The organism is Leucobacter chironomi DSM 19883 (assembly GCF_000421845.1).
GTDB classification, from domain to species: domain Bacteria; phylum Actinomycetota; class Actinomycetes; order Actinomycetales; family Microbacteriaceae; genus Leucobacter; species Leucobacter chironomi.
Genome location: NZ_ATXU01000012.1, coordinates 45,488 through 69,180, shown reverse-complemented (window position 1 = coordinate 69,180; position 23,693 = coordinate 45,488). Strand labels below are relative to the sequence as shown.

Annotated in this window: 26 protein-coding genes; 11 read left to right on the top strand and 15 right to left on the bottom strand. The window is 71.0% G+C overall.

The window, feature by feature from the left end; genetic code table 11:
- A partial coding sequence (locus H629_RS0112515) for a transposase (RefSeq protein ID WP_024357587.1) occupies positions 1 to 213 on the bottom strand: 213 nt, incomplete at its 3' end.
- Between the two features lie 263 nt (positions 214 to 476).
- Here H629_RS0112515 and H629_RS15295 point away from each other — a divergent pair.
- Positions 477 to 1,346, top strand: a complete 870-nt coding sequence (locus H629_RS15295; protein WP_152485718.1) for a hypothetical protein — start codon at positions 477 to 479, stop codon at positions 1,344 to 1,346.
- Between the two features lie 305 nt (positions 1,347 to 1,651).
- On the opposite strand, the gene H629_RS15290 is transcribed toward H629_RS15295, so the two are convergent.
- Entirely contained in the window at positions 1,652 to 1,834 is a 183-nt protein-coding gene (locus H629_RS15290) for a hypothetical protein (protein WP_152485717.1), read from the bottom strand.
- Positions 1,835 to 2,299: 465 nt separating this feature from the next.
- Here H629_RS15290 and H629_RS0112505 point away from each other — a divergent pair, with 465 nt between their 5' ends.
- Positions 2,300 to 5,122, top strand: coding sequence for an ABC transporter ATP-binding protein/permease (locus H629_RS0112505; protein ID WP_084705418.1), 2,823 nt, complete (start codon positions 2,300 to 2,302; stop codon positions 5,120 to 5,122).
- The gene (locus tag H629_RS0112500) at positions 5,119 to 6,951 is read left to right on the top strand and encodes an ABC transporter ATP-binding protein (protein WP_024357584.1); all 1,833 of its coding nucleotides are present in this window, start codon (positions 5,119 to 5,121) and stop codon (positions 6,949 to 6,951) included. Before H629_RS0112505 ends, H629_RS0112500 begins: the two co-directional genes overlap by 4 nt.
- Positions 6,952 to 6,957: 6 nt before the next feature.
- Here the strand turns inward: H629_RS0112500 and H629_RS0112495 are convergent, their stop codons facing one another.
- Genes H629_RS0112495 through H629_RS0112485 form a run of 3 tightly spaced genes read right to left on the bottom strand, consistent with a single transcriptional unit; the run spans position 6,958 to position 8,444 of the window.
- Positions 6,958 to 7,923: a DUF4031 domain-containing protein gene (locus tag H629_RS0112495; RefSeq protein ID WP_024357583.1), complete on the bottom strand. Its 966-nt coding sequence runs from the start codon at positions 7,921 to 7,923 to the stop codon at positions 6,958 to 6,960.
- Between the two features lie 51 nt (positions 7,924 to 7,974).
- Positions 7,975 to 8,154: a hypothetical protein gene (locus tag H629_RS0112490; protein WP_024357582.1), complete on the bottom strand. Its 180-nt coding sequence runs from the start codon at positions 8,152 to 8,154 to the stop codon at positions 7,975 to 7,977.
- A complete protein-coding gene (locus tag H629_RS0112485) occupies positions 8,151 to 8,444 on the bottom strand; it encodes a hypothetical protein (protein ID WP_024357581.1) in 294 nt (97 codons plus the stop codon). The genes H629_RS0112490 and H629_RS0112485 overlap by 4 nt, the downstream gene beginning before the upstream one ends.
- A 137-nt stretch (positions 8,445 to 8,581) precedes the next feature.
- Between H629_RS0112485 and H629_RS0112480 the strand changes: the two genes are divergently transcribed.
- From H629_RS0112480 to H629_RS0112470, 3 genes are all read left to right on the top strand, one after another.
- The gene (locus H629_RS0112480; protein WP_024357580.1) at positions 8,582 to 9,424 is read left to right on the top strand and encodes an SDR family NAD(P)-dependent oxidoreductase; all 843 of its coding nucleotides are present in this window, start codon (positions 8,582 to 8,584) and stop codon (positions 9,422 to 9,424) included.
- Between the two features lie 91 nt (positions 9,425 to 9,515).
- Positions 9,516 to 9,845, top strand: coding sequence for a DUF7882 family protein (locus H629_RS0112475; RefSeq protein WP_024357579.1), 330 nt, complete (start codon positions 9,516 to 9,518; stop codon positions 9,843 to 9,845).
- A 62-nt stretch (positions 9,846 to 9,907) separates the two neighbouring features.
- Complete coding sequence (locus H629_RS0112470) at positions 9,908 to 10,522, top strand: HEAT repeat domain-containing protein (RefSeq protein ID WP_024357578.1); 615 nt, start codon at positions 9,908 to 9,910, stop codon at positions 10,520 to 10,522.
- A 15-nt stretch (positions 10,523 to 10,537) separates the two neighbouring features.
- Here the strand turns inward: H629_RS0112470 and H629_RS0112465 are convergent, their stop codons facing one another.
- From H629_RS0112465 to H629_RS0112455, 3 genes are all read right to left on the bottom strand, one after another.
- Positions 10,538 to 12,469, bottom strand: coding sequence for an NAD-dependent epimerase/dehydratase family protein (locus H629_RS0112465; RefSeq protein WP_024357577.1), 1,932 nt, complete (start codon positions 12,467 to 12,469; stop codon positions 10,538 to 10,540).
- Between the two features lie 64 nt (positions 12,470 to 12,533).
- Entirely contained in the window at positions 12,534 to 13,442 is a 909-nt protein-coding gene (locus H629_RS0112460; RefSeq protein ID WP_024357576.1) for an SDR family oxidoreductase, read from the bottom strand.
- A 165-nt stretch (positions 13,443 to 13,607) separates the two neighbouring features.
- Positions 13,608 to 14,570 (bottom strand): AraC family transcriptional regulator, encoded by a 963-nt coding sequence (locus H629_RS0112455; RefSeq protein WP_051137903.1) that lies wholly within the window; start codon positions 14,568 to 14,570, stop codon positions 13,608 to 13,610.
- 200 nt (positions 14,571 to 14,770) lie between these two features.
- On the opposite strand from H629_RS0112455, the gene H629_RS0112450 reads away from it, so the two are divergent.
- Positions 14,771 to 15,100: a DUF7882 family protein gene (locus H629_RS0112450; RefSeq protein ID WP_024357574.1), complete on the top strand. Its 330-nt coding sequence runs from the start codon at positions 14,771 to 14,773 to the stop codon at positions 15,098 to 15,100.
- 124 nt (positions 15,101 to 15,224) lie between these two features.
- Here the strand turns inward: H629_RS0112450 and H629_RS0112445 are convergent, their stop codons facing one another.
- The 4 genes from H629_RS0112445 to H629_RS0112430 form a co-directional block, all read right to left on the bottom strand.
- Positions 15,225 to 15,683, bottom strand: coding sequence for an arsenate reductase ArsC (locus H629_RS0112445; RefSeq protein ID WP_205618714.1), 459 nt, complete (start codon positions 15,681 to 15,683; stop codon positions 15,225 to 15,227).
- 149 nt (positions 15,684 to 15,832) lie between these two features.
- Positions 15,833 to 17,059: an FAD-dependent oxidoreductase gene (locus tag H629_RS0112440; RefSeq protein WP_024357572.1), complete on the bottom strand. Its 1,227-nt coding sequence runs from the start codon at positions 17,057 to 17,059 to the stop codon at positions 15,833 to 15,835.
- Positions 17,056 to 17,766, bottom strand: a complete 711-nt coding sequence (locus H629_RS0112435; protein ID WP_024357571.1) for a methyltransferase domain-containing protein — start codon at positions 17,764 to 17,766, stop codon at positions 17,056 to 17,058. Before H629_RS0112435 ends, H629_RS0112440 begins: the two co-directional genes overlap by 4 nt.
- The gene (locus H629_RS0112430) at positions 17,763 to 18,941 is read right to left on the bottom strand and encodes a type III polyketide synthase (RefSeq protein WP_024357570.1); all 1,179 of its coding nucleotides are present in this window, start codon (positions 18,939 to 18,941) and stop codon (positions 17,763 to 17,765) included. Before H629_RS0112430 ends, H629_RS0112435 begins: the two co-directional genes overlap by 4 nt.
- A gap of 255 nt (positions 18,942 to 19,196) precedes the next feature.
- Here H629_RS0112430 and H629_RS0112425 point away from each other — a divergent pair, with 255 nt between their 5' ends.
- A complete protein-coding gene (locus H629_RS0112425) occupies positions 19,197 to 20,219 on the top strand; it encodes a DNA topoisomerase IB (protein WP_024357569.1) in 1,023 nt (340 codons plus the stop codon).
- A 9-nt stretch (positions 20,220 to 20,228) separates the two neighbouring features.
- On the opposite strand, the gene H629_RS0112420 is transcribed toward H629_RS0112425, so the two are convergent.
- Positions 20,229 to 20,810 carry an HAD-IIIA family hydrolase gene (locus tag H629_RS0112420; RefSeq protein WP_024357568.1) on the bottom strand — a complete coding sequence of 194 codons (582 nt, stop codon included), beginning with the start codon at positions 20,808 to 20,810 and terminating at the stop codon, positions 20,229 to 20,231.
- Complete coding sequence (locus tag H629_RS14285) at positions 20,788 to 21,015, bottom strand: hypothetical protein (protein WP_024357567.1); 228 nt, start codon at positions 21,013 to 21,015, stop codon at positions 20,788 to 20,790. Before H629_RS14285 ends, H629_RS0112420 begins: the two co-directional genes overlap by 23 nt.
- A 246-nt stretch (positions 21,016 to 21,261) precedes the next feature.
- On the opposite strand from H629_RS14285, the gene H629_RS15285 reads away from it, so the two are divergent.
- Both H629_RS15285 and H629_RS0112405 read left to right on the top strand, forming a co-directional pair.
- Entirely contained in the window at positions 21,262 to 21,444 is a 183-nt protein-coding gene (locus tag H629_RS15285; RefSeq protein ID WP_152485716.1) for a hypothetical protein, read from the top strand.
- On the top strand, positions 21,441 to 22,454 hold the full coding sequence (locus H629_RS0112405; protein ID WP_024357566.1) for a cation efflux transmembrane domain-containing protein: 1,014 nt from the start codon (positions 21,441 to 21,443) through the stop codon (positions 22,452 to 22,454). Before H629_RS15285 ends, H629_RS0112405 begins: the two co-directional genes overlap by 4 nt.
- 13 nt (positions 22,455 to 22,467) lie before the next feature.
- On the opposite strand, the gene H629_RS0112400 is transcribed toward H629_RS0112405, so the two are convergent.
- Positions 22,468 to 23,139, bottom strand: a complete 672-nt coding sequence (locus H629_RS0112400) for a DUF6766 family protein (protein ID WP_024357565.1) — start codon at positions 23,137 to 23,139, stop codon at positions 22,468 to 22,470.
- A gap of 285 nt (positions 23,140 to 23,424) precedes the next feature.
- On the opposite strand from H629_RS0112400, the gene H629_RS0112390 reads away from it, so the two are divergent.
- Complete coding sequence (locus H629_RS0112390) at positions 23,425 to 23,691, top strand: DUF7218 family protein (RefSeq protein WP_024357564.1); 267 nt, start codon at positions 23,425 to 23,427, stop codon at positions 23,689 to 23,691.
- Positions 23,692 to 23,693: the final 2 nt, after the last annotated feature.

Below are 23,693 nucleotides of genomic sequence, written 5' to 3'. Positions count from 1 at the left end.
GCGGGTGTCCAGGTCGCGGTGGCGGTAGCCGTTGCGCTGGGCGAGGCGGTCAGGGCTGGGTTTGCCCCATTCCGCGCCGACCACGGCGTCCGCGTCAGCGGACAGCAACGCGTTGATCATCGTTTGCAGCAAGCTGCGCATCAGATCAGGCGACGCGTCCAACAATGCTTCGCTGAGCACGCCGGCAGGGTCGACAATATGAGGAGCGGTCATCGTGATGACTCCATTCGAGTGAGAAGTAGAGAGCTTTCTCGAAGGATCACACGGTGACCGCGCTTACGTCGTGAACGACGAGCCTGGCCACCGCGAGCTACACCACTTTACGGGGCACCACTCGTCTCCTCGACCCTCCAAGCAGGCTTCCTCCGACGCCTAACCTCCCCATTCATGCAGCGGCAGCCGAACCTGGGCATGGCACCTTCCGTGCCTGCATGGGGCGGCTGCCGCCTTCACCTTATCTAAGCTATGATCGAGCTATGGATGCATCTTCTTCATCTCGCCCTCTTGTGCTTCGGCGGGGTCACGAAGTTACCCCATGGCCATGGGTGAAACTGCGTCTTGCCAGGGCAGAGATAGAGGCTCTGACCTCGTTGATAGATGTTTGGAACCTTGAGCACCCGACAAAGCTCTCAGGTGTCATTGAGGATGAAGGGCGACGCCTTGTATTCGCTGTGAGTGAGACCCCGTGTCCGCCGCTGATGCAGTGGTCTGCGCATCTCGGCATGGCTGTTTCGAGCATGCGGGCAGCTCTTGACTCAATTGCGTGGCAAGCGGCGCATCTCAATGGCACAGCGCCACTGAAGCCAAAGCGGCTTTACTTCCCTGCCCTGGATTCTGGCGACACCAGGGCGTGGGAAGAATGGGATAGCAATGTCCCAAACATGAGTGATGAATTGCGGGCTCGCTTCCATGCCGCCGCCAATATTGTGAACGGCATCGCGAACCCAGCTCTCAAGGTGCTCTCAGAACTCAATAACATCGACAAGCACCGCAGCTCTCTAGTCCTCACTCCGCTTAGCGACGGAGGATCTCTCAGAGCCAACGTTGACCTCGGGGGACAGCGCAGTGAGTCGGCCTCAATGCAGATCCATCCTCTCCTAGCGCTGGGCTCTCCTATGGAAGTAGGCACGCCGGTCTTCGCTTTTGAGTGGGAGCATGTTTTTGAATCTGTGGAGACCAGCACCGAGATTGAGACGGCCCCCTGGGTGAATATCGCCCTCGACGGGGAACCGGAGAGTCTCGCACCCGTGATTCCTGTGCTGTGGGGCCTGCACAGTCATTTCCATGCTGTGTTGGAGTTGATTTGCGAAGGGTGGATCTCAGGTGACCAGAGAGAAAACGAATAGCCGAGAGGTGCTACTTCAAGCTTCTGCCCAGGGGCTCGTCTAGATGCGGAGATCAGACAGCCTGGCTCCGAACGTGCCATCTTGATCGATCTCAAAGCCGAGACTTTCGAAGAAGGCCCTTCTGCCTCTATGGACCGAAGTGCGATCTAGGTGGCTCCGATAAAGGTTACGTTGCGCTCCCTTGCTTGATCGAGATACTCCCGCGTTAGATTGCGAACCATACCCATGCGCCGCGCAGCGTTTCTGACGTAGATTCTCACGATAGGCATGTGAGGAGTGGGGGCAACTTGAAGCGGTCAAAGACTCTATTCACTGCGCAGACGCTCAGCGTATTCTTCCTTGGTCTCGTCGGTGTAAAGATACTTTTCAACGGTCTCCGCACGGACCCGACCCTCATTGACATCATCAAGAGTATCCGCTGCGGCTTCTTCACCGAACTCGTCCATTAGCCGGTTAAACGTGACTCCGTCTAGTTTGTTCTTACCCATGCATGTATCGTACCGATCTTGCCTTCATCCAGGTATGGCGCAAGTGGAGAAAGCTGCGTAGATCGCATCCTTCTTAGTCAAGAGAGCGATCGGCTGCCTGATTTCTGCGATCGATTCCGTGGTGTCTTGGCCCGCATCTCCACTCCCGCACCATGCAGTGCCCGCAACGCTGACCCATGGGAGAGACAATGCTTGTCTTCCAACTCCGCCACGTCGCGCCAGCCTCATGCTCCTTGACGAGGAGTAGCTTCTCCTCTGCTGTCAGTTGTTCTTGGTTCGAGTCGAGAATCTGCGCCCTTCTTGATGCCGCCGCATCGCTCGGACGGAGCGATCTCGCTGGGCTGACGCGCTTTCGGCGGTCGCCTCCGGCGCTGAGGAGATCCGCACGCCCCCACTTCATCTGATGAATGGTAGTTTGGGTGGTCGGGGAACCAACCCGACGATCCAGAGTGCAAGGGGCGCCCGATGGCGAAACGCGGTATCCAAGGCGTGATGATGCGCGCCACGCAGGCACGCGATCACACCGTGACCGTCCTCTCGAAAGAGGAGATCACGCCGAGCTTCATCCGCGTCCACCTGCACTCCGACACCTTCTTCGAAGATGCCGAGCTCGCGCCCACCGCATGGCTGCGCGGCTGGTTCCCCGACCACGAGGGCAAGGAGACCGAGCACCAGCGCGGCTACACCATCAGCTCCGGCGACGCCGAGACCGGCCGCTTCTCGCTCGACTTCGTGCTGCACGAGCCCGCAGGCCCCGCCTCGGCCTGGGCCCAGAACTGCCGGCCCGGCGACACCCTGCAGGTGAACACCCTCGGCTCCTCCAAGTTCGAGCTGCCCGAGGAACGCCCCGCCGGCTACCTGCTCGTCGGCGACGCCGCCGCGATCCCGGGCCTCGCCGGCATCATCTCCGCGCTGCCGCTCGACGTGCCCATCGAGCTCACCCTCGAAGAGCACCACCCCCACGACCGGCTGATCCCGATCCCGAGCCACCCGCGGCTGCGCACCCACTGGATCGCGCGCACCAGCCCCCGGTCGCTCGCCCAGGCCATCGAGGCGCGCGACTGGTCGAACTGGTACGTCTGGGCCACCCCCGAGAGCGCCTCCCTCAAACAACTGCGCTCGCGCCTGCGCGACGACTTCGGCTTCCCCCGCAGCGAGATCCACTCCCAGGCCTACTGGGTCGAGGGCAAAGCGATGGGCAAGCAGCGCGGGGGAGCGCAAAGCGAAAGCACCTCGGCACCGGGCAGTTCGACGGACGCTCAGACCGAGGCGGATCAGACGCACGCTTCGACAGGCTCGGTGAACGAGGCCGCTGGCTCGGCGAGCGGAGTGCTGGATCCGGCGCCCGCTTCGAGACGCTCAGCAAGCGAGGCCGCAAGCTCCCGCAACGAGACGACACGCTCAGCGAGCGAGGCCAAGAACTCAGCCAGCCACCCCGCCCCGGTGCGCGGCGAGTGGCGCGCCTCGGCCGGTTCCCGCCTGCTCGCCCCGTTGAAGCCGGTCTTCGTCGCGACGGGTGTGCTGCAGGCGATCGTCACGCTGATCGAGCTGGCGCCGTTCTTCCTGCTGGTGGAGCTCTCGCACCGGCTGCTGTCGGGCGGCTCCACGCCGCAACAGCTCTGGGCGATCGGCATCTGGGCGGTGGCGCTGGTGGCGCTGGGTGCGCTGCTGGGGGCTGCGCTCGTGCTCTGGCTGCACGCGGTCGACGCCCGTTTCGAGCGCGACTTGCGCAGCCGTCTGCTCGCGAAGCTCTCGCGTCTGCCGCTCGGCTGGTTCAGCGCTCGGGGCTCGGCTCAGGTGAAGCAGGTGGTGCAGGACGACACGCTCGCGCTGCACTATCTCGTCACGCACGCGGTGGGCGATGCGGTAGCGGCGGTGGTCGCACCGATCGCGGTGCTGGTGTACCTGTTCGTGGTGGATTGGCGTATGGCACTGCTCATGCTGCTGCCGGTGCTCGTATACGCGTTCACGATGTATCTGATGATCCTGCGCTCGTACGACACGACGCCCAAGGCGCTGAAGTGGGCGGAGCGCATGCAGACCGAGGCGGGCGCCTACCTCGATGGGCAGCCGGTGGTGCGGGTCTTCGGGGGTGCGGCGGCGTCGACGTTCCGCGCGCGGCTGGCCGAGTACGTCGACTTCCTCGACTCGTGGCAGCGCCCGTTCACTGGGCTCAAGACGTTCATGGATCTCGCGACGCGCCCGTCGACGTTCCTGCTGCTCATCTGCGTGTTCGGCACGCTCTGGGTGACGAGCGGCGCGATGGATCCGCTCGACCTGCTGCCGTTCCTGCTGCTCGGCACGACCTTCGGGTCGCGGCTGCTCGGCATCGGCTACGGCCTGTCGGGTCTGCGCGACGGGCTGCTCGCGGCGCGGCGGGTGCAGAACGTGCTCGAGGATCGGGAGCTTGCGGCCCCGGCCGGCGCGGGTGTTGACGGTTCCGGATCGACGCAGCCGCGAGGCGAGGTGCACTTCGAGGGCGTGGGGTTCGCCTACCGGCCCGGCGCACCGGTGCTGGAGGACGTCTCGCTGTCGCTGGAACCGGGCACGGTGACGGCCCTCGTCGGCCCGTCGGGATCGGGCAAGTCGACGCTCGCCGCGCTGCTCGCCCGCTTCCACGACGTGGGGGAGGGCGCGATCAGGATCGACGGCGCCGACATCCGCGAACTCGACGCAGACGAACTCTACGCGAGGGTCGGATTCGTGTTCCAGGAGACGCAGCTCGTGCAGGGCACGGTGCGCGAGAACATCGCCCTCGCCGTGCCCGACGCGAGCGATGCGCGGGTGGAGGCGGCGGCTCGCGCGGCCAACATCCACGACCGCATCCTGCGCATGCCCGAGGGCTACGCGACGCGCCTCGGCCCCGACGCCGCGCACTCCGTCGGTGGCGCTCCGCTCTCCGGTGGCGAGCGGCAGCGGATCACGATCGCCCGTGCGATCCTCGCCGATACGCCGGTGCTGGTGCTCGACGAGGCGACCGCCTTCGCCGATCCCGAATCGGAGTTCCTCGTGCAGCAGGCCCTCGGCCGCCTCACCCGCGACCGCACGGTGCTCGTGATCGCGCACCGGCTGCACACCATCGCCGACGTCGACCGCATCGTTGTGCTCGACCACGGCCGCGTCGCCGAGAGCGGAACGCACGCCGAACTGCTCGCCCGCGACGGACGATACCGGCGGCTGTGGGAGGCGGGCCAGGGCGCAGCCCCGCGCGGCGCTGATCCCGATCCCGATGCTGCTGCCGATCCCGCCGCCGCACCGACCTCGACCGAGCAGGAGGCCGCCCAATGATCCGCGCCGTTCTCGCCCTGCTGCCCCCGCGCAGCCGCGGCCGCATCGTCGCCCACCTCGCGCTCACGCTGCTGAGCGTCGTGCTGCGCGCGCTCAGCGCCGTGCTGCTCGTGCCGCTCGTCGCGGCGCTGTTCAGCTCGGAGCCGGCCGACGCGTGGCGGTGGACCGGCTGGCTCGTCGTAGCGGTCGTCGGCGGCTGGGCGGCCGACTGGCTCGTCGCGCGCATCGCCTTCGGCCTGGGCTTTGACGTGCTGCAGCGCGGCCAGCGCGATCTCGCCGAGCAGGTGAACCGGATCCGCCTCACCTGGTTCGACGGCGACAACACCGCGACTGCGCGCCAGGCGATCGCCGCGATCGGCCCCGAACTCGTGGGCCTCTTTGTGTACCTCGCGACCCCGATGCTCGCCGCGATACTGCTGCCCGTCGCGATCGCCGTCGCGCTCATGCCGATCTCGCTGCCCCTCGGCCTTGCGGCGCTCGCGGGCGTGCCGGTGCTGCTCGGCGCCTTCTGGCTGGCGGGCCGCTTGAGCAGGGCCGCGGATCGTGCCGCCGACGAGGCGAACAGCGCTCTCACCGAGCGCGTGCTCGAGTTCGCCCGCACCCAGCAGGCGCTGCGCGCTGCGCGCCGCGTCGAGCCCGAGCGCAGTCACGTCGGCGCCGCGCTCGATGCCCAGCACGGCGCCACGATGCGCCTGCTCGCGATGCAGGTGCCGGGGCAGCTCGTCTTCAGTCTCGCCAGCCAGCTCGCCCTGGTGCTGCTCGCGGGCGTCACGGTCTGGTTGTCGGTGCGCGGCGACATCGCCGCCCCCGAGGCGGTCGCGCTGATCGCGGTCATCGCCCGGTATCTGGAGCCGTTCACGGCGCTCGCGGGCATCGCCGCCGGCATGGAGGGGTCGCTCGCGATGCTGCGCCGCGTGCGCACGGTGCTCGAGGCCCCGGTTACGGCGTCGGGGTCGGCGACGCTGCCCGGGGTGGAAGCCGCTGCTGCCGCGAATGCACCGGAGAGCGGATCAGCGGGCACGTTCGGCGGGGCGGACGCCGTGGCCGCTGGCGCGCCTGTGGCGCCCGATCTCGCACCGCCGCGCGTCGAGCTGCGCGGCGTGCGGTTCGGATACGGCGAGGGCTCCGAGCCGGTGCTCGACGGCCTCGACCTGGTGTTCGAGCCGGGCAGCACGACGGCGATCGTGGGGCCGTCAGGGTCGGGTAAGAGCACGATCCTCACGCTCATCGCGGGCCTGCACCAGCCCATTGACGGAACTGTCGAGATCGCGGGGGTCGACGCGGCGCAGCTCGACGCCGGCGTGCGCCGCGCGCTCTCGACCGTTGTGTTCCAGCAGCCGTACCTCTTCGACGCGAGCGTGCGCGAGAACGTGCTGGTCGGCGATCCCGATGCCGACGCCTCTCGGCTGGAAGCCGCCGCCGCGCTCGCGCGCGTCGACGGGATCGTGGAGCGCCTGCCCGACGGCTGGGGCAGCCGGGTCGGCGAAGCGGGCTCGGCGCTCTCTGGCGGCGAGCGGCAGCGCGTGTCGATCGCGCGTGCGCTGCTGAAGCCCGCTCCGGTGCTGCTCGTCGACGAGGCGACGAGCGCGCTCGACACCGAGAACGAGGCGGCCGTCGCGGCGGCGCTCAGCGGCGACCCGATCCCGCGCACTCGCGTGATCGTGGCGCATCGCCTGAGCAGCATCCGCGCCGCCGACCGCGTCGTTTTCATCGACGACGGGCGCGTGGTCGAGCAGGGCTCCTACGACGAGCTGCTCGCGGCCGGCGGGCGCTTCGCCGAGTTCCACGCCCAGCAGCACGCCGCCGCGGGGTGGCGCATCGGGGGATGACGCCGGTTACGGCGCCGCTTCGTCGGCCCGAGCGCCGACCGCGATCCGCAGCTGCTCGATTTCGGCGAGGACGTTGCGGCGGGCGCGCTGCTCCCAGAGCTGCTGCGCGGTGCCGGTGCGGTAGATCGCGGGCTGCTCCAGGTAGCTGCTGAGGATGCGGGATCGGCCCGACGCGAAGTCCGGCTCGGGCACATGCGCGTACTCCAGCCGGACCGACTCCGAGTACTGCCGGTAGCGGTGGGGCGCGGCGGCGAAGATCGACAGGTCCGCGTCGAGCAGATGGTCGAGCGGGGCGGCAGGGTCGCGAAGCTCGCGAGCGGGGGTCGTCGCCACGATGAACTCGCCCACCCGGCTCACCAGCGCGGCATCGAGCGGCAGCTGCGCGAGCGCGCTCGTGGCGAGTGCCGCGGAGGCGAGCTCGTCGTCGCCGGTGCCCGTGTAGACGGCATCGTGGAACCAGGCCGCCAGCAGTGTGTCCGGGGCCACGCGCTCGCCGCGGGTGGCGAGATGATCGAGCGCGAGCAGCACGTCCTCAAGGTGCCGTTCGTCGTGGTAGCTGCGGTGCGCCTCGTTCCAGCGGGCGATGAGCGTCTCGCCGAGGGCGAGCCAGTCGTGCTGCGCGCTGCGCGCGGCGCCCGCCCCGACGAGCTCGCCGAGATTCGCCCACTCCGACACGAGGAACTGCCTGCGGCGCAGCGGCGTCACAGCCTCCCGCTCCGCCTGCCGCACCCGCAGCCCCGCGCCGCGAAGCGCGTGCACGACATCCCGCGCGGCGACGGGTCGCGCGCCGAGCGCCACCGCCCGCTCGTACAGTGAGGCGGGCACGTCGTAGTGGTCGAGGTCGAAGCCGCGCCGGGGCACGCCCAGCCGACGCGCGAAGGCATGCAGCTCGTCGTACCTGAAGTCTGAGACGAGGTGGCTCCAGAGCGTGCCGTGCGCCGGCCACGCGGGCGGGTCGATGAGGATCGCCATCCCCTCAGGGTACCGCCGCCCTGCGGCAGCGAGCACGGGCTGCCGGCCGCGCTACTCAGCGGGGACGAAGTCGGCGGCGGTCGCGCGGGCCGGGTCGGATCGGTCGCAGGCGGGGTTCGAGCAGTGCGTGACGTGCTCGACCACGGTCTCGGCGCCGGTGGGCAGGGTGTTGCCGTCGGGGGAGACGGTCACGGCGTCGGCGCCGCACGCGGCGCACACGTAGCGGGTCATGATCCACCTCCGCTGGTTCGCTCGGAACCACCGGATCGGGGCTGATCCTGCGCGACCTCCCGCAGCACGGCGAGCGCCTCGGCGAACGATCCGGCCGGCCCGTGCCCGCTCACCGCGTACGATCCCGCCGCCGACAGCTCCTGCTGCACGAGGCTCACCTCCAGCTGGGGGAACCACCACGACCGCCCGCCCTCGGGTTCGACCGCGACGATGACCCCGTCGAGCAGGAACCGCGTCGAGGTCTCCTCGGGCAGCTGCTCGGGGGACACGAGTTCGATGAGGTCGTCCATACCCTCCACGCTAGGCACCGGGCCGCGCACACGGCCACCCCTGGACAAAGCGCCCGTCACGCGCAAGGGCGGCGCAGCATCGCTGCAGCGCAGGATCCCAGGAGCCCGGCCCTCGCCGCCAGGGGTAGGGTGATCGCATGACAGCGACGTCGACCACCCTCGTCACCGGGGCTACTGTGCTCATCACCGGCGCCGCCCGCGGCATGGGCGAGCTGTACGCGCGCCGGGCTGTGAAGGAGGGCTCTGCGGCGATCGCGCTGTGGGATGTGGACCGGGACCGCGCCGAGGCGCTCGCCGCCGAGCTCGACGGCCCGCGCAGCCGCGTGCGCGCCTACATCGTGGACGTATCGGACCGCGAGGCGATCCGCGAGGCCGCGAGGCGCACAGCCGATGAACTCGGGGCGCCGGACGTGCTGATCAACAACGCCGGTATCGTGCGCGGCGCGCTGTTCTGGGAGCACGATCCCGAGCGCGACATCGAGCTCACCATGCGCGTCAACTCGCTCGCTCCGATGTGGCTCGCCCGCGAACTGCTGCCCGCGATGCTCGCCGATCGCTCCCGCCCGAAGCGCATCCTCAACGTCGCCTCCGCGGCGGGCACGCTCGCGAACCCGCGCATGAGCGTCTACGCGGCGTCGAAGTGGGCGATGATCGGCTGGAGCGAGTCGCTGCGGCTGGAGCTGGCGCGTGAGGGGCACGGTCACGTCGCCGTCACCACGTTCTGCCCGAGCTACATCTCCACGGGCATGTTCGCCGGGGCTCGGGGGCCGCTGCTCACCCCGATCATGACGCCGACGCGGGCCGCGCGGGCCGCGTGGGAGGGAATGCTCGCCGGTCGCCCGATCGTGTCGAAGCCGTGGACGGTGAAGCTCGCCATGGCGTTGCGCGGGGCGCTGCCGACGCGGGCCTGGGATGTGATCGCGGATCGGGTGTTCCACGTGTACTCGTCGATGGACCGCTTCACCGGTCGCGGCGAGTAGGCGCGGTCGGCGCATCGCGCACCTGGGGGCCTCCTGGGGCGCGGGACGGTCCATCCTGTCTTTCTGCTCGGAACGGTGCGACCATGAGGCTATGGGACAACTCATCTACGACGGGAGCAAGTACACGTTCGAAGATCGCCTGCTTGCTCATGTGAAATCCGCGGTCGGTGCACGGCTGCGCAAACAGGAGAGCTTCTTCCTGAGCTGGAGCTGTTCTCCCGAGGAAGGGTCGGGGCGCAACTCGATCTGGCTGTCGCCCTCCTGCCCGCTCACCTTCCGCTTCTCCGGCAGCCGGACTCCGCAGATCAACAAGACCTGGCTCTCGGTGCTCTCGGGCACCTCTCACGGCGGTCGCGGCATGATCATCATGGGAGAGCAGGAGGCGGAGAGCTACGCCGCGAAGCACCCGGCTCCGTTCTGAGCGGATCGCGCTACGCTGACCGGAGGGGCTGATCGCCCCGCCGATCGAACGGAGCCCCCGCCGTGCCCGCACCCGCAAGAGCTGCAGCGCTGAGTCGCGCGCTGCTGGCCGACGATGCCTCCGATCGCTTGCAGGCGGCTCTGACCGCCGGCACCCACCCGGATGAGAGCTTTCTCGATCCGCTGGTCGCTCGGTGCGCGGTCGAGCCCGATTTCTACGTGCGCGACATGCTGACCTGGGCCTTGACGCGGCTGCCCCGTGACCTCGTGCTCGACCGCCTGCTCGGAGAACTGTCGTCCGCGGCGCCGCAGGCGCGCAGTCAGGCGCTCCACACGCTTTCGAAGCTGGGCGACCCCCGGGGTTGGCCCGCGATCACCGCCGAGCATCTGCACGATGACGATGCCGAGGTGGCGCGGGCGGCCTGGCGCACGGCCGCAGGGCTCGCCCCGGAAGACGAGCACCCCGCCCTCGCCGGGGAGCTCGTGCTCGAGCTCGGCCGGGGCGACATCGAGGTCATGCGCAGCTTGAGCCGGGCTCTCGTGGAACTGGGCGAGGCGGCGGTTCCGCTCGTGCGGGGCGCAGATGACGGCTCCGCGCTGCAGCGAGCTCGTCACGCGCGCGCTACGCTGCGGTTGATCGAGGATCCGGAGGCGAGCTTCACGCTCGACGGCGCCTGAGAAGCGGATCCGCCGTCAGTAGTGCGCCGGCGGGTCGCTGGCGGGGAACGACTCCTCGCCCCACTCGTCGACGAGTTCGTCCTCGTGCTCGTGCGTCGCTTGCGAGGCGCCGGGACGCTCGGCGAGGTCGACCGGCGTCTCGGGCTCCGGGGGTGCGTCGGCTCGCGTCGCCGCGGGATCCGGATCGGGACCCGCATCCGGCACGGGTCCGTCGGCTCCGTCCGCCCCGTGCTCCGGCCCGAAGGTGCGGCGGTCTTCGCGGAACGCCCGTTCGCGCGCGTACTCGTGCACCTCCCCGAACACGGCGGCCTGCTGTTGCGCGCGTGCGCCGAGTTCGGCGAAGGTCTCCGGGTCGAGTCCCAGCTCCTCGGCGAGTTCGCCGAGGGTCTGCCAGAGGCCGAGCTTGCCGATCACGGCGCTGCGCATCAGCTCGGCTTCGAGCACGAGGGTGAGCGGTGAGCGGGCGAGCACCCGCCCGTTGCCCTTGAGCCGGCCCAGGTGCTCGCCGGCCCAGGCGGCGGCTTGACGGTAGCCGCGCCGGGGCAGCCCGAGGTCGTCGATGAGCTGCTGCAGGAATGCGCGCTCCAAGCGAATCTCCTCGGCCGTCTCCGAGAGGCGGGCGTAGACCGGGGTGTCGATGGCCGAGGCGGCCAGGCGCTCGGCGCGGTCGGCCCCGGCGGTGGCGCCGCTCAGGTGGTCCGACAGGTAGAGGCCGAGCAGATGTTCCGAGATGCGGTCGGAGATCCGGGGAGCGGGCCGGTCGTCGTCGCTCGGGGATTCGGGCTGCGGATCCGGGGCGCCCGTGTGCGCCGCGTCCGCCGCCCCCGACGGGGAGTCGCCGTCGCGGCGGGTGTCGTGCGGCGTGCGCCCGGCGCTGTCGGTGAGATCCGTGCGCCCGGGGTCGCGTGGTCGCAACGGGATGGATCCGCCGCCCTGCCCCTCGACCATGCCGCGCAGCAGGCTGCGCAGCGCGTCGGCCGCGCTGTGGTGGGGCTGCCAGTCGAGCTCTGCCTTGGCGCGGGTGTTGTCCATGACGGGCACCGCCAGTGCCATGTCGATCCAGCCCTCGTCGGCGGCGATGAGGCCGGTCTTGTGGCCGCCGAACAGGAGGGCGCGCACGAGCCGCGGCGGCAGCTCGACGTAGCGGCCGTGGTCGATGATGTCGGCGAGATCCTGGGGACCGAGCACGTCGTCGGCGCAGATATTGAATGCGCCGCTGGCCCCCTGCACGACTGCCGCGGCGTAGGCCCGTGCCAGGTCGTCGGCGTGCACGGCCTGCACCCCGCGCAGGCCGCGCGGGAGGGGCAGCGCCGGCGGCTTCGCGCTGTCGAGCAGTTGCACCGGCATCCAGCCGCCCAGAAAGTAGCGCTGGATCTGCGAGGCGGCCTCCGCCTGGAAGACGAGCGCCGGGCGCAGCCGGGCGACGGTCACCTCGGGGTGCGCGGCGGCGAACTCGTCGAGCACGCGCTCCTGGGCCGCCTTGTCGACGCTGTAATGGGAGGTGCGCACGCCTGCGACGGGCCAGCTCTCATCGCGCCGTTCGAGGGCGGGATCCCGATCCGGGTCCGGCGAGTACGCGCCCGCCGAGGATGCCACGACCAGCTGCCGCGCCCCGGCGGCGGCGGCGGCCCGCGCCACGCGCTCGGTGCCATCGACGTTGACGCGGCGCAGCAGGTTGCGCTCGGAGTTCGGCTGGATCAGCCAGGCCAGGTGGATCACCGCGTCGGCGCCGGCGAAGGCGCCTTCGAGCGCGTGGGACGCGTCGTCGGGGGAGCTGCCGGCGGCGATGTCGATCGCGGCCCACTCGCAGCCCGCGTAGGGTTCGGCTTCGGTGTCGGGCATGCGTCGGGCGATGCCGATCACTGAGGTCACCTCGGGGGTGTCCGCGAGGGCTCTGAGCACGGCGGTTCCGGTGTTGCCGGTCGCGCCGACGACTGCTACTCGCATGGGAGGCCTCCTAGGGGGTCGGGATCGGGGATGACGGCGGGATGACGGCGGGTGACGGCGCCGCTCAGGGCGATGGGGTGCCGCCGTTGACGTTGAGCGTTTCGCCGATCACGTAGCTCGACTCGGGCGAGGTGAGGAACACGTAGGCCGGCGCGAGCTCGGTCGGCTGGCCGGCGCGGCCGAGCGGGGTGTCCTTGCCGAACTCCGGGAGGGCCTCCTTCGGCTGACCGTCGGAGACCTGCAGCGGAGTCCAGATCGGTCCCGGGGCGACGGTATTCACTCGAATGCCCTTCGAAGCGAGCGCCTGGCCGAGGCCCTTCGAGAAGTTGTTGATGGCCGCCTTCGTCGACGCGTAGTCGAGCAGGTGCGTGGATGGTTGGTAGGCCTGGATCGAGGTGGTGTTGACGATGGTCGAGCCCGGCGGCATATGCGGGATCGCGGCACGGGTGATGCGGTACATCGCATGGATGTTGGTCTCGTACGTGAGGGTCCACTGCTCGTCGCTGAGATCGGTGATGTCCTCGATCGCGATCTGCCGGCCGGCATTGTTGACGAGCGCGTCGAGGCCGCCGAGCTGGTCGACGGCGTCGGCCACGAGGCGCTCGCAGAAGTCGCGATCCGAGATGTCGCCGGGGAGCAGGATCGCGCGCTGTCCGGTCTCCTCGATGACCGCCTTGATCTCCTGCGCGTCCGGCTCTTCGGCGGGCAGGTAGGAGAGTGCGACGTCGGCGCCCTCACGGGCGAAGGCGATGGCGACCGCGGCGCCGATCCCGGAATCCCCGCCCGTGATGAGCGCCCGGCGCCCGCGCAGGCGACCGGTGCCGCGGTAGCTGTGCTGACCGCGGTCGGTCTGCGGCACGAGCTTCTGGTCGAGCCCCGGTTCGGGCTGATCCTGCTCGGGCGGGGAGATCCGGGGGAAGCGGGTGACGGGGTTCTGGAACGTGAGCTGGTCGGTGTGCGTGGGGTCGGACACGGGTGCCTCCTTCGGTCGCGGGCGGCGCGTTCGCTCTTTCGACGCCGGTGGGTGCTGTCTCGCGTCCCATGCTTCCCGCGGCGGCGGTGCGCGACAAGGGCCTGGTAATCACAGGCCGCTTGCCGTATCGTCCGGGCGCGGCGCGGGCCGGCGTGACGACCGCGCTCAGCGCGTGCGCTGCAGCAGCACCTCGGCGGGGTGCTCGTCGAACTCGGTGCGGTAGGCGACCGTGAAGCGCGACACATTCGTGAATCCCCAGCGCTGCGCGATCCCGGCGAGCGTCTCGCCCGGCAGCGCCCGCAGCAGGTCGCCGCGGGCTCCTGCGAGCCGCGCTCGCCGCAGGTAGTCCCGCGGAGAGAAGCCGAGCGCGCGCTTGAAGGCGTACTGCAGGCCTCGCGTGGAGATGCGCGCCGCGACGGCCACGTCGTCCACCGTGATCGGCAGGTGGGCGTGCGCGTCGATGTACGAGAGCGCCATCCGCACGGTCTTCGGCGCCGAGCCGGTCTGGGCGGAGCGCTGCAGGGCGTCGGCGAAGGTGCTCGGGAAGGTCGTCAGCACCGTCCAGAGCGCGTGCCGCTCGAGGCCTGCGGTGGCGAGTTCGGCGCCAGCACCCGCGCCGCCGAGTGACATGAGGCCCGAGGCGAGGTAGCGGAAGGCGAGGTCCCACTGCCGACCGGCTTCAACGCTCGTCGCCTCGGGATCCTTCACCTCGAGCCGCAGAGTGTCGTCGCCCGAGATCTGACGCGCGAGCCGTTCTGCGTGCGTGCGCTCGAAGGCGAGCGCGCGCACGGTCGCGCGATCCTCCCAGCGGGCGCGGATCGGCTGCCCGGCCGATGCCCAGGGCACGTCGGGGCGCAGTTCCCGCCGGTCGCTTTCGCAGCTGCCGTCCGCGGTGGCGACGCGGCAGCTGAACAGCTGGTCGTCAGGCTCGATCGAGGAGCGCACGCCCGCGGCCAGCTCGTATCGGATGACGGAGAGCGCGGGGGTCGACACCGAGGCCCAGTCGAGTTCGCAGCGGGTCTCGTCGACCTGGCTCAGCTCGGATGACGGTGCGAAGGTGCGCCACGTTTCGGCGACCTCGTCGGCATCGGTCGACCGGAACTTCAGAATCTGGGGGCTATGTCGCACTGAGGATCGGCTGGACCTTTCACGCTTCGGCGCACCGATTGCGCGTCAGTGCAGCCTAGCCCGGCCGCCTGTGCCGGCGCACAGCGACGCACCGGCAGCCGCGATGCAGGACGCGAACAACTGCTGCGGGATCTGTCAGCCGGTGCGGCGGTGCGGCGGGGAGACGCGGCGCGGCCGCCCGCGACTGCGACGATACGTCCATGGGGTATTTGCTGCACGGGGGGAACACGTATGAGTTCGAGGATCGGGTGCTGGCGCACCTGAAGACGGTCATCGGGCAGAAGCTGCGCAAGCAGGAGTGCTTCTTCCTGAGCTGGACGAAGTCGCCCGAGTCGGGCAGCGGCCGCGTGTCGGTGTGGCTGTCGCCGCACATCGCGATCGCGTTCAAGTTCTCGGGGAGCCGCCCGCCGCAGCTCAACCCGAACTGGCTCAAGGCCCTCACCGCGCTGGCGCACACACCGAGGGGACTGGTCGTCATCTCGGAGGAGGAAGCCGAGATGTACGCGCGCCGCGAGCGCGAATCGCACTGACCCGGGGGGAGCGGGCCCCGGGGGACGGGGCCGGCTGCGGGGCGAGGCCGGATCGGGCGGACGGATCGGGCGCTCGCCGGCGGGAGGGGAACGGCTCTCGCTTCCCTCCCGCGGCGTCGTCGGCTCAAGCGATGAGATCGGCGAGCAGCGCCTCGATCCGGGTCCTGATGCTGTCGCGGATCAGGCGCACCGCTGCGATGCCCTGCCCGGCGGGGTCATCGAGCTTCCAGTCCTCGTAGCGCTTGCCCGGGAAGAACGGGCACGCATCCCCGCACCCCATCGTGACCACCACGTCCGATGCCTCGACGGCGTCGACGGTGAGCACCCGCGGCTGGTGGCCTGCGATGTCGATGCCGACCTCTTGCATGGCCTCTCTGGCGACGGGATTGATCCGCTCGGCCGGCATCGATCCCGCCGACCGGACCTCGACCCGATCGCCGGCGAGGTGGCGGAGCCAGCCCGCGGCCATCTGGGAGCGGCCGGCGTTGTGCACGCAGACGAACAGCACGGAGGGTTTCTGCTCGGTCGTGATCCCATCCGTTCGCGGGCTCGGCACAGGCGTCGTCGGCTCTTGATTCGACATCCATCCATGTTCATGCGGATCGCAGCGGTCGACAAGCCGGAAGGCGCAGCGTCACCCAATGTTCATCTTCCGCCCCGCCCGGCACGGGGTCTCCAGTCGAGCAACCCCGAGCCCGGCCGCCGCTCCGGTCGCTCATGAGCGAGGGGCGCCTACGCGGCGTGGCGGTCGAAACCCATCGTGTAGGCGCGTGCCGCGATCCGCGTGACCGGGCCGCCTGCGACCGCGCCGATGCCAGCCGCCAGCATCCGGTGGCTGCGCGGCGAGCGCGCGCGCCCGAGACTGGTGTTGAGCCCCGCGAGCCGCGCCGCAGTGCGCGCCGAGGCGAGCCGTCGCCGCTCCCATCGTTCGAGCGCCCGCTCGGCCTCCGTATCGCCCGCGCCCCGGCGCAGCCACGAGGCGAGCGCCGGGGCGAGCGTCACCGCGTCGAGCAGGCCGAGGTTCATGCCCTGGCCGCCGATCGGGCTCACCTCGTGCGCGGCGTCGCCGATCACGAAGAGCGCGCCGCTGCGCATCCGAGGCAGCAGTGCGCGGCGGATCCCGAAACCGCTCGCGGTCTCGATGCGGTCGGCGAGTTCCCGCTCGCCGCTGCGCTCGGCGACCGCGACGCGCAGCCGCTCGGCGCGGGCGGCGGCATCGAGATCGGGATCGAGTGCGGCGCGCGATCCTGAACCGCGATGCCCACCCGGCCCCGGGCCGTCGAGCGGCCCGTCCCACGCGACGAGGCGCCGGCCCCCGTAGCCCAGGGGGAACGACTCGACCACGCCCGCGGCGTCGAGGGTGATGATCGCGAGATCCTCGGGCTGCCCGGGCGCGTGACGCAGATCGGTCATGAGGTAGCGGTCTCCGTACTCCCGGCCGCGCAGCCGCGCGACCGGCAGCAGCAGGCTCCGCGCCTCGGCCCCCGCTGCCATCACCACCGCCCGGGCGCGCACCTCCGTCTCGGCACCGCCGACGCGCACCCGCAGGATCGCACCTGTGCCGTGCGGGGCGAGCCGCCGCACCTCGGCGTCCCGGATCGGGGTCGGGGCTCCGAAGGCGAGCGCGGCCTCCGTCGTCGCCTGCGGCACGGCCGCCACGAAGGGGAAGCGCCGCCGACCCGAGTCGAAGCGCACCTCGCCCAGCACGCGGCCCTCCCGGGTGCGGGCGATACCGCGCGGGATGCGGGCCGCCTCCGCGAGCATGCGCTCGGTCGCGCCCGAGGCCTCGAGCGCCGCGAGCGCGGGCGGGTGCACGCCGATGGCGCGGCTGCCGGGCTCCGCGCTCGGGCGCCGCTCGTAGATCGCGACGTCGATCCCCAGCCGCCGCAGCTCGGCCGCGACGCAGAGCCCGGCCGGGCCCGCGCCGATCACCGCCACCTCGTGCTGCGGCGCGCTCACCCCCGGCTCCCGGCCCGGCGCACGGCGAGCACCCGGAAGGCCGCGGGCTGCTCGGCCCGCCAGCCGTCGGGCAGCCGCGCGGCGAGCTCGTCGCGGGTGTAGCTGCGCCGGATGCTGCGCAGCCCGTCGACTCGCAGGAAGGTGCCGGGGGCGACGGGTGCCGCCGCCACCGAGAACGCCCCGTAGGCGCGCGGGTCGCGGGCGATGTCGGAGTGCACGCACAGCCTCGTCGCGAGCGCCTCGGAGTCGGCGAGCACGCCGTCGAGCTCCGCGCCGTCGAGGTGGTGCAGCAGGTGGTTCGAGACGACCACCTCGAAGCGCTCGCCCTCCGCGACGAGCGCGCGGCTGTCGCTCTGGCGGAAGCGGACCCCCTCGCCGTTCGCGCCCCGCGCGCCGGCCCGGGCCACCTCGATCGCGCGCGGATCCGGATCGATGCCGACCCCCTCCACGGTGAAGCCGTCGCGGCGCGCGAGCCGCAGCAGGCGCCGCAGCACGTCGCCGCCGCCGCAGCCGATGTCGAGCATGCGGGCGGGCCCCGGTGCGGCGGCGAGCGCCGGCCGCAGCTGCGTGCGATACACGAGGCCCCAGCGGGAGACGGCGCGATTCACGATCCAGAACCGTCGGAGCGTGCGCCGCAGCGTGGCGGGATCGCAGGCCGGATCGTCCATCAGCTCGGTCAGCTGCTCGTCTCGGCACGTCAGGTTCACACGAGCTCCCGCTGCGCTTCGGGGATCTCGGCGCGCTCCGATCTCGCCGCGGGGACGGATGCGGAGGCCGTGCCCGCCGCGCCCGATCGCAGGGTGAGTCGCGCGGTCTCGACGGTCAGGCCCGGCCCGAAGCAGAGGCCCGCGACGCGGGCGCCGTCGGGCAGGGTGTCGTCGGCGAGGATGCGCTGCAGGATGAACAGGATCGTGGCGCTCGACATGTTGCCGTAGTCGCGCAGCACGGCGCGCGAGTGCGCCATTGCCTCCTCGGGCAGCCCGACGCCGCTCTGCACGCGGTCGAGCACGCTGCGCCCGCCGGGGTGCACGGCCCAGGCATCCACCTCGCTCAGCGGGTCGCCGCCGCCGAGCATCGCCTCGACCACTCCGGCGATCTCGCGGCCGATGATGCGCGGCACCTCGGCGGTGAGCCGCATCTCGAAGCCGCTGTCGCCGATGGTCCAGTCCATGTCCTGCTCGCCCTCGGCGGTGATCGCGGTCGAGAATGCACCGGCGTCGAGCCAGGGCCGGCCGGGCCTCGGATCCGCCGACGTCACGACCGCCGCCCCGGCGCCGTCGCCGAACACGGCCGAGGCGACGATCTGCTCGGGGTCGCGCGAGGAGCGGATGTGCAGTGAGCAGAGCTCGGTGCAGACCACGAGCACGATCGCGCCGGGGCTCGCCTCAGTGATCGCCTGCGCGGTGCGCAGCGCCGGGAACGCGGCGGCGCAGCCCATGAATCCGATGTGGGTGCGCTGGGCGGTGGACGGGATGCCGAGCTGTTTGACGAGCAGGTAGTCGGGGCCGGGGGCGAAGAAGCCGGTGCACGAGGCGGTGACGACGTGGGTGATCTCGCCGGCGTCGATACCGGCCCGGTCGAGCGCGTCGCGCGCGGCGGCCGCGGAGAGCGGCGGCGCCTCTCGGCGGTAGACGGCGTTGCGCTCGCCGGTGCTGGGGACGCTCAGCAGTTCGCCGTCCTCCGAGAAGAGCGTGCCGCCCGAGCCGATCTGGCCGATCACCGAGTAGCGGTGGTCGATGGCCGACTGGTCGAACGCGGCGCCGATGAGCCGGGCGGTGAGGCGGTCGGCGCCGGGCTGCGCGGCGAAGAAGTCGCGCGCCCGCGACTGGTCGAGCCGTGCGGTCGGGACGGCGGTGCCGATGGAGAGGATCTTGGTGGACATATCCCCATGCAAGCCGATGCGTGCTCCGCGCGGGAGGGGTTGACAGGGTGCCCGCGGCGCGCGGTGGCACGGCGCCGCGACTGCGCGAGGTCGGGATGCGCAGTGGATCGGGATCGCGATAGCGCGGAGGCTGCACCGGCGCAAGCCCCTGTGGCGGTCTGCTTCGGCGTTCCTACAATCTCGCCTGAGGGTGCTGCGCCCGGTGGCGCCCGGTCGCACCGGGTGGGGGGTCCACCGGGTGAGGAAGGGGAGGGCATGGCGGATCGCGGATCGCGCCGTCAGGCGATCGTGCGCGAGGTGGTCGACGGCGGCTTCGTCTACCGTCTGAACGGACGCCGCATCACGAAGCGTGCCGAGGTGGAGCGCCTCGACGCGCTCGCCGTGCCGCCCGCGTGGACGGAGGTGGAGATCGCTCGCTCGCCGCGCGCGAAGGTGCAGGCGCGGGGCCTCGACGCCGCCGGGCGCACGCAGACGATCTACCACCCGGCGTTCAGACGGCGGCAGGATCGGCGCAAGTTCGCGCGGCTCGAACGCTTCGGGCGCGCACTGCCCGGGCTGCGCGCCGCGGTCGATCGCGACCTGCGCCGTCGCCGGCTCAGCCGCGACCGCGTCACCGCCTGCGCCGTGCGCCTCATCGACCAGCAGCTCTTCCGGGTGGGCAGCTCGCGCTATGCCGCGCAGCACCGCAGCTACGGTGTCACCACGCTGCGCGCGAAGCATCTGAGCGCATCCTCGACGTCGGTCGCGTACGACTTCGTGGGCAAGAGCGGGCAGCGTCAGCGCGGCCGAGTGCGTGACGCGCGGGTGGCGCGGCTCGTCGCGCGGCTCGAAGAGCTGCCGGGGCCGGAGGTGTTCCGCTTCTTCGACGAGGACGGGGTGGTGCGCCGACTGCGCAGCCGCCACGTCAACGCCTACGTGAAGCGGCACATGGGCGAGGAGTTCACCGCGAAGGATTTCCGCACCTGGGGCGGTACGGTGATCGTCGCCGCGGCGCTGCTCGCCCTCTCGGACGAAGAGCTCCAATCGGCGAAGGCCCGCACCGCGGCGCTGCGGGCGGGGGTGCGGGAGGCCGCCGAACGGCTCGGCAACACGCCCGCCGTCACCCGATCCTCCTACGTCGACCCGCGGGTGATGGACGCGGCGGAGCGCCCCGAGGCGATCGAACAGGCCCGTCGATCGCTCGCCCGGATGCGGCCGCGCCCGTTCCTCGACGACGACGAGCAGGGCGCGCTGGCGCTGCTCGCCGCGGCCTCGCCGACCCGGGCGTCGAATCGCTGATCCGCCGATTCAGGGTCTCGTCTCCGCGAGCTCCGACACGAGCAGTGCCACGGCCTCCCGCACCGTGCGGGCGACGAGCGGGGCGGCCGCGACCACTGAGGGCGGGGTGCGGGGCGTCGGCACGAGCACCGCGCGCGCCCCGGCGGCGCGCGCGGCCTCTTCATCGGCTCCGGCGTCGCCGATCACCCCGACGAGCGCCGGGTCGACCCTCAGCTGCTGGGCGGCCGAGACGATCAGTCCGGGCTGGGGCCTGCGGCACGTGCAGCCGTCCTGCGGTGCGTGGGGGCAGATGCGCCACACGTCGAAGGGGCCGAGCAGCGCGTTCACGCGCCGGTCGACCTCGCGCACCTGATCCGCGGTGAGCGTGCCCAGGCCGATCCCCGGCTGCTCGCTGATGACACCGACGGCGATGCCGAGCTCGCGCAGCTCGTCCAGGGTGTCGGCCACGGTGGGCAGCGATCGCACCCGGTCGGGGTCGGTGTTGTCCGGCACGTCCTCGATGAGCGTGCCGTCGCGGTCGAAGAGGATCGCCGCGACCGGGGCCTCGGCTCGGGCTGCGCGCCCGCGGTCACTCGGCGAGGTCGCGCTCATCGTCGGTGCGCGCGGTGCGCTGCGGATCCTCGTCGGCGTCCGGCGCCGGAGCGTCCGTGGCGGGGCCCGTCGGCACGGCGCCGCCCTCGTCGGCCCAGTCCGAGCCGAGTCGGTCGTCGCGGGCGGGGTCGCTCAGCACGTCCTCCTCCGACTCGTGCGTCTCCGGTTCGTTCGGCGTCGGCGTCCGTGCGTTGTCGATGCTCATCACGGCTCTCCTCTCTGCTGCGTCCGGGCTCCGAGCACCCGGTCCTCACCGACCGTAGCCGCGCGGTTCCCGCACCTTCGAGGGCTTGCGCTTCCGCCTCGCTTGGGCTACGAGGCGCCTATCCTCTGCCGCGGCGTCTGTCAAGGCCTGGGTGGGCGTGCGACGGACGGCCACGATATGACTGGGAGCGACGTCCCGCCTCGCGAGCGGCGACGCGATCCCGCACCTGCCGAGGAGGTTTGGACTGTGCGAACTGAGACCCTGCGATTGCTCTCCGTGCTGCCGCTCGCGGAACTGGTCGAGCTGGCCGGTGATCCCGCACCGGCGACGGTGCGCCCCGGCTCGACGGGGCATGCCGATCCGGTTCGTCCGTCCGCCGCATCCGAGCGCGTGGAGGATGATCCCGCCACCGTCGGGTGCCCCGGATGACGGCGGCCGGCTACTGGCAGGGCACTCACGAGCACCTGCCCGAGGAGCAGCGCAGCGCCCTGCGGAGCGCGGTGCGCTGGCAGATCTTCACCATCGCCTACACGACCTGCACCATCACGATCATCGCGTTCGTGATGGGGGACTCGCAGGCCATGCGGACCGCGTGGTTCGAGGACATGCTGTCGCTGCTGCCGCAGGTCTCCTTCCTGGTCGCGCTGCCGTTCGTGCGCCGCCGCCCCAGCCGCGACCACCCCTACGGCTGGCACCGCGCGATGGGCATCGGGCACCTGCTCGCGGGTGCGGCGCTGCTGGGCGTGGGCCTGCACCTCGCGATCGACTCGGCGGGCGGCCTCATCGACGGGATCTTCACGGGCGAGCGCACGAGGATCGGCGACGTCGAGATCTTCGGTCATACGATCTGGCAGGGCTGGATCATGGTGGGCGTCATGGCGGTGATCGTGATCGGCCCGATCTGGCTGTACGGGCCGGCCAAGGCGCGGATCGCGCCTGTGCTCCACAGCAAGCTGCTCTACGCCGACGCGGACATGGCGAAGGCCGACTGGCAGACCACGGTCGCGTCCATCGTGGGCGTGCTCGGCATCGGGGCGGGGATCTGGTGGCTCGACGGCGCGGCGGCCATCTTCATCGCGGTCGGCATCGTGCGCGACGGCGTCAGCAACTGCTCGGCGGCGGTGCAGGATCTCATGGACCGGCGGGCCCGCAGCTACGACGGCAGCCGCCCGCACCCGCTCGGCGGCATGATCCTCGCCTATCTGCGGCGGCAGAGCTGGATCGCCGAGGCCGGGATCCGGGTGCGGGATCAGGGGCAGGTGTTCCACGTCGAGGTATTCGTGCGCCCCCTCGCGAGCGAGGTGAGTCTGGAACGGCTCGCCGAGGTCAGCGAGGGCGTGGCGGATCTCGACTGGAAGATCCAGGATGTGGTCGTGGTGCCGGCCGATCCGATTCCCGACTACGCCGACCGCCTCAACGACAGCGAGTCCGGTTCCTGATCGACCAGGGCCGCTACTCCGACTCGAGCGCGGAGACCCCGTGCGGGGCGCCGACGGGCTTCGACTCCGAAGAACCGCGCTGGCGCAGGAAGATCGAGAACGCCACCATGCACCCCACCGCCAGCAACTCGGACTGCCAGTTCTGGAGGGTGCGATTCCAGAAGTCGGCGCTCAGCAGGTACTCGCCGAACGAGACCGGGGGCAGCCCGTGCTGCTCCTGCTCCGAGCTGTAGACCACGGCCCCGGCGAGGCCCTGCAGCGTCCACGATGCGACGAAGATCGCGCCCATGGTGAGCGCGAGCGAATTGCTGTAGATCCACCGCCGCCACCCGCGCACGCGCGCCCACTTCGGAGAGTCGGGCCGGGCGTGCTCCCCGACGAGCTGATCCTCGTCGCTGCCGAGACCCTCGTCGCCCGCCTTCTTCGACTCGGGGGAGCCGCGCTGCACGAGCCACACGGTCGCCATGATGAACAGCAGGAATTGCAGGAACTCCGACTGCCAGTTCTCGGCCACGTCGACCACGAAATCGGAGGAGGTCACGAACGCCAGCCAGTCGCTCGGTTGCCCGCCGTGCGACAGCTGCTCCTCGTTGTAGACGGAGAGGCCCGCGAACGACTGCGCGGCCAGCGTGACGATGAACGCCGCCGCGAAGCAGAGCGAGAGGGCGTGATCCTTGATCCGCATGTCAGCGCCCCGCCATCACGATCGCGAACATCGCGAGCAGCCCGAGCAGCACCAACCCCATCCATACCCAGAACATGGCCCTCATGCCGTGATCGTAGGGCCGTGCGGATCGGCGCCGGTAGACCCTTGCGGAGCGCCCCGGGGTGTGCCAGTCGAAGCGGCGACAGCGTAGCCGTTCGCCGTGCAGCTGTCGAGGGTCTATCGAGCGGAGCCCTGGCCGCTTAACGTCGAGACGAACGTATGATCGGCGAGCGTGCGCGCGCCGCCGGAGAGGATGTGAGCGCCATGCCGAAGTCGAAGACCCCGCAGCTGAAGGATCCTGAACTCTACGACCGCCTGCGCAAGGAGGGCAACTCCGAGGAGAAGGCGGCGCGCATCTCGAACGCCGCCGCGAAGGAGGGCCGTTCGAAGGTGGGTCGGCGCGGCGGCGAGGCCGAGGACTACGAGGAGCGCACGGTCGGCGAGCTGAAGCAGTGCGCGAAAGAGCTCGGCATCACGGGCTACTCGAAGCTGCGCAAGGCGGAGCTCATCGACAAGCTCCGCAACCACTGAGA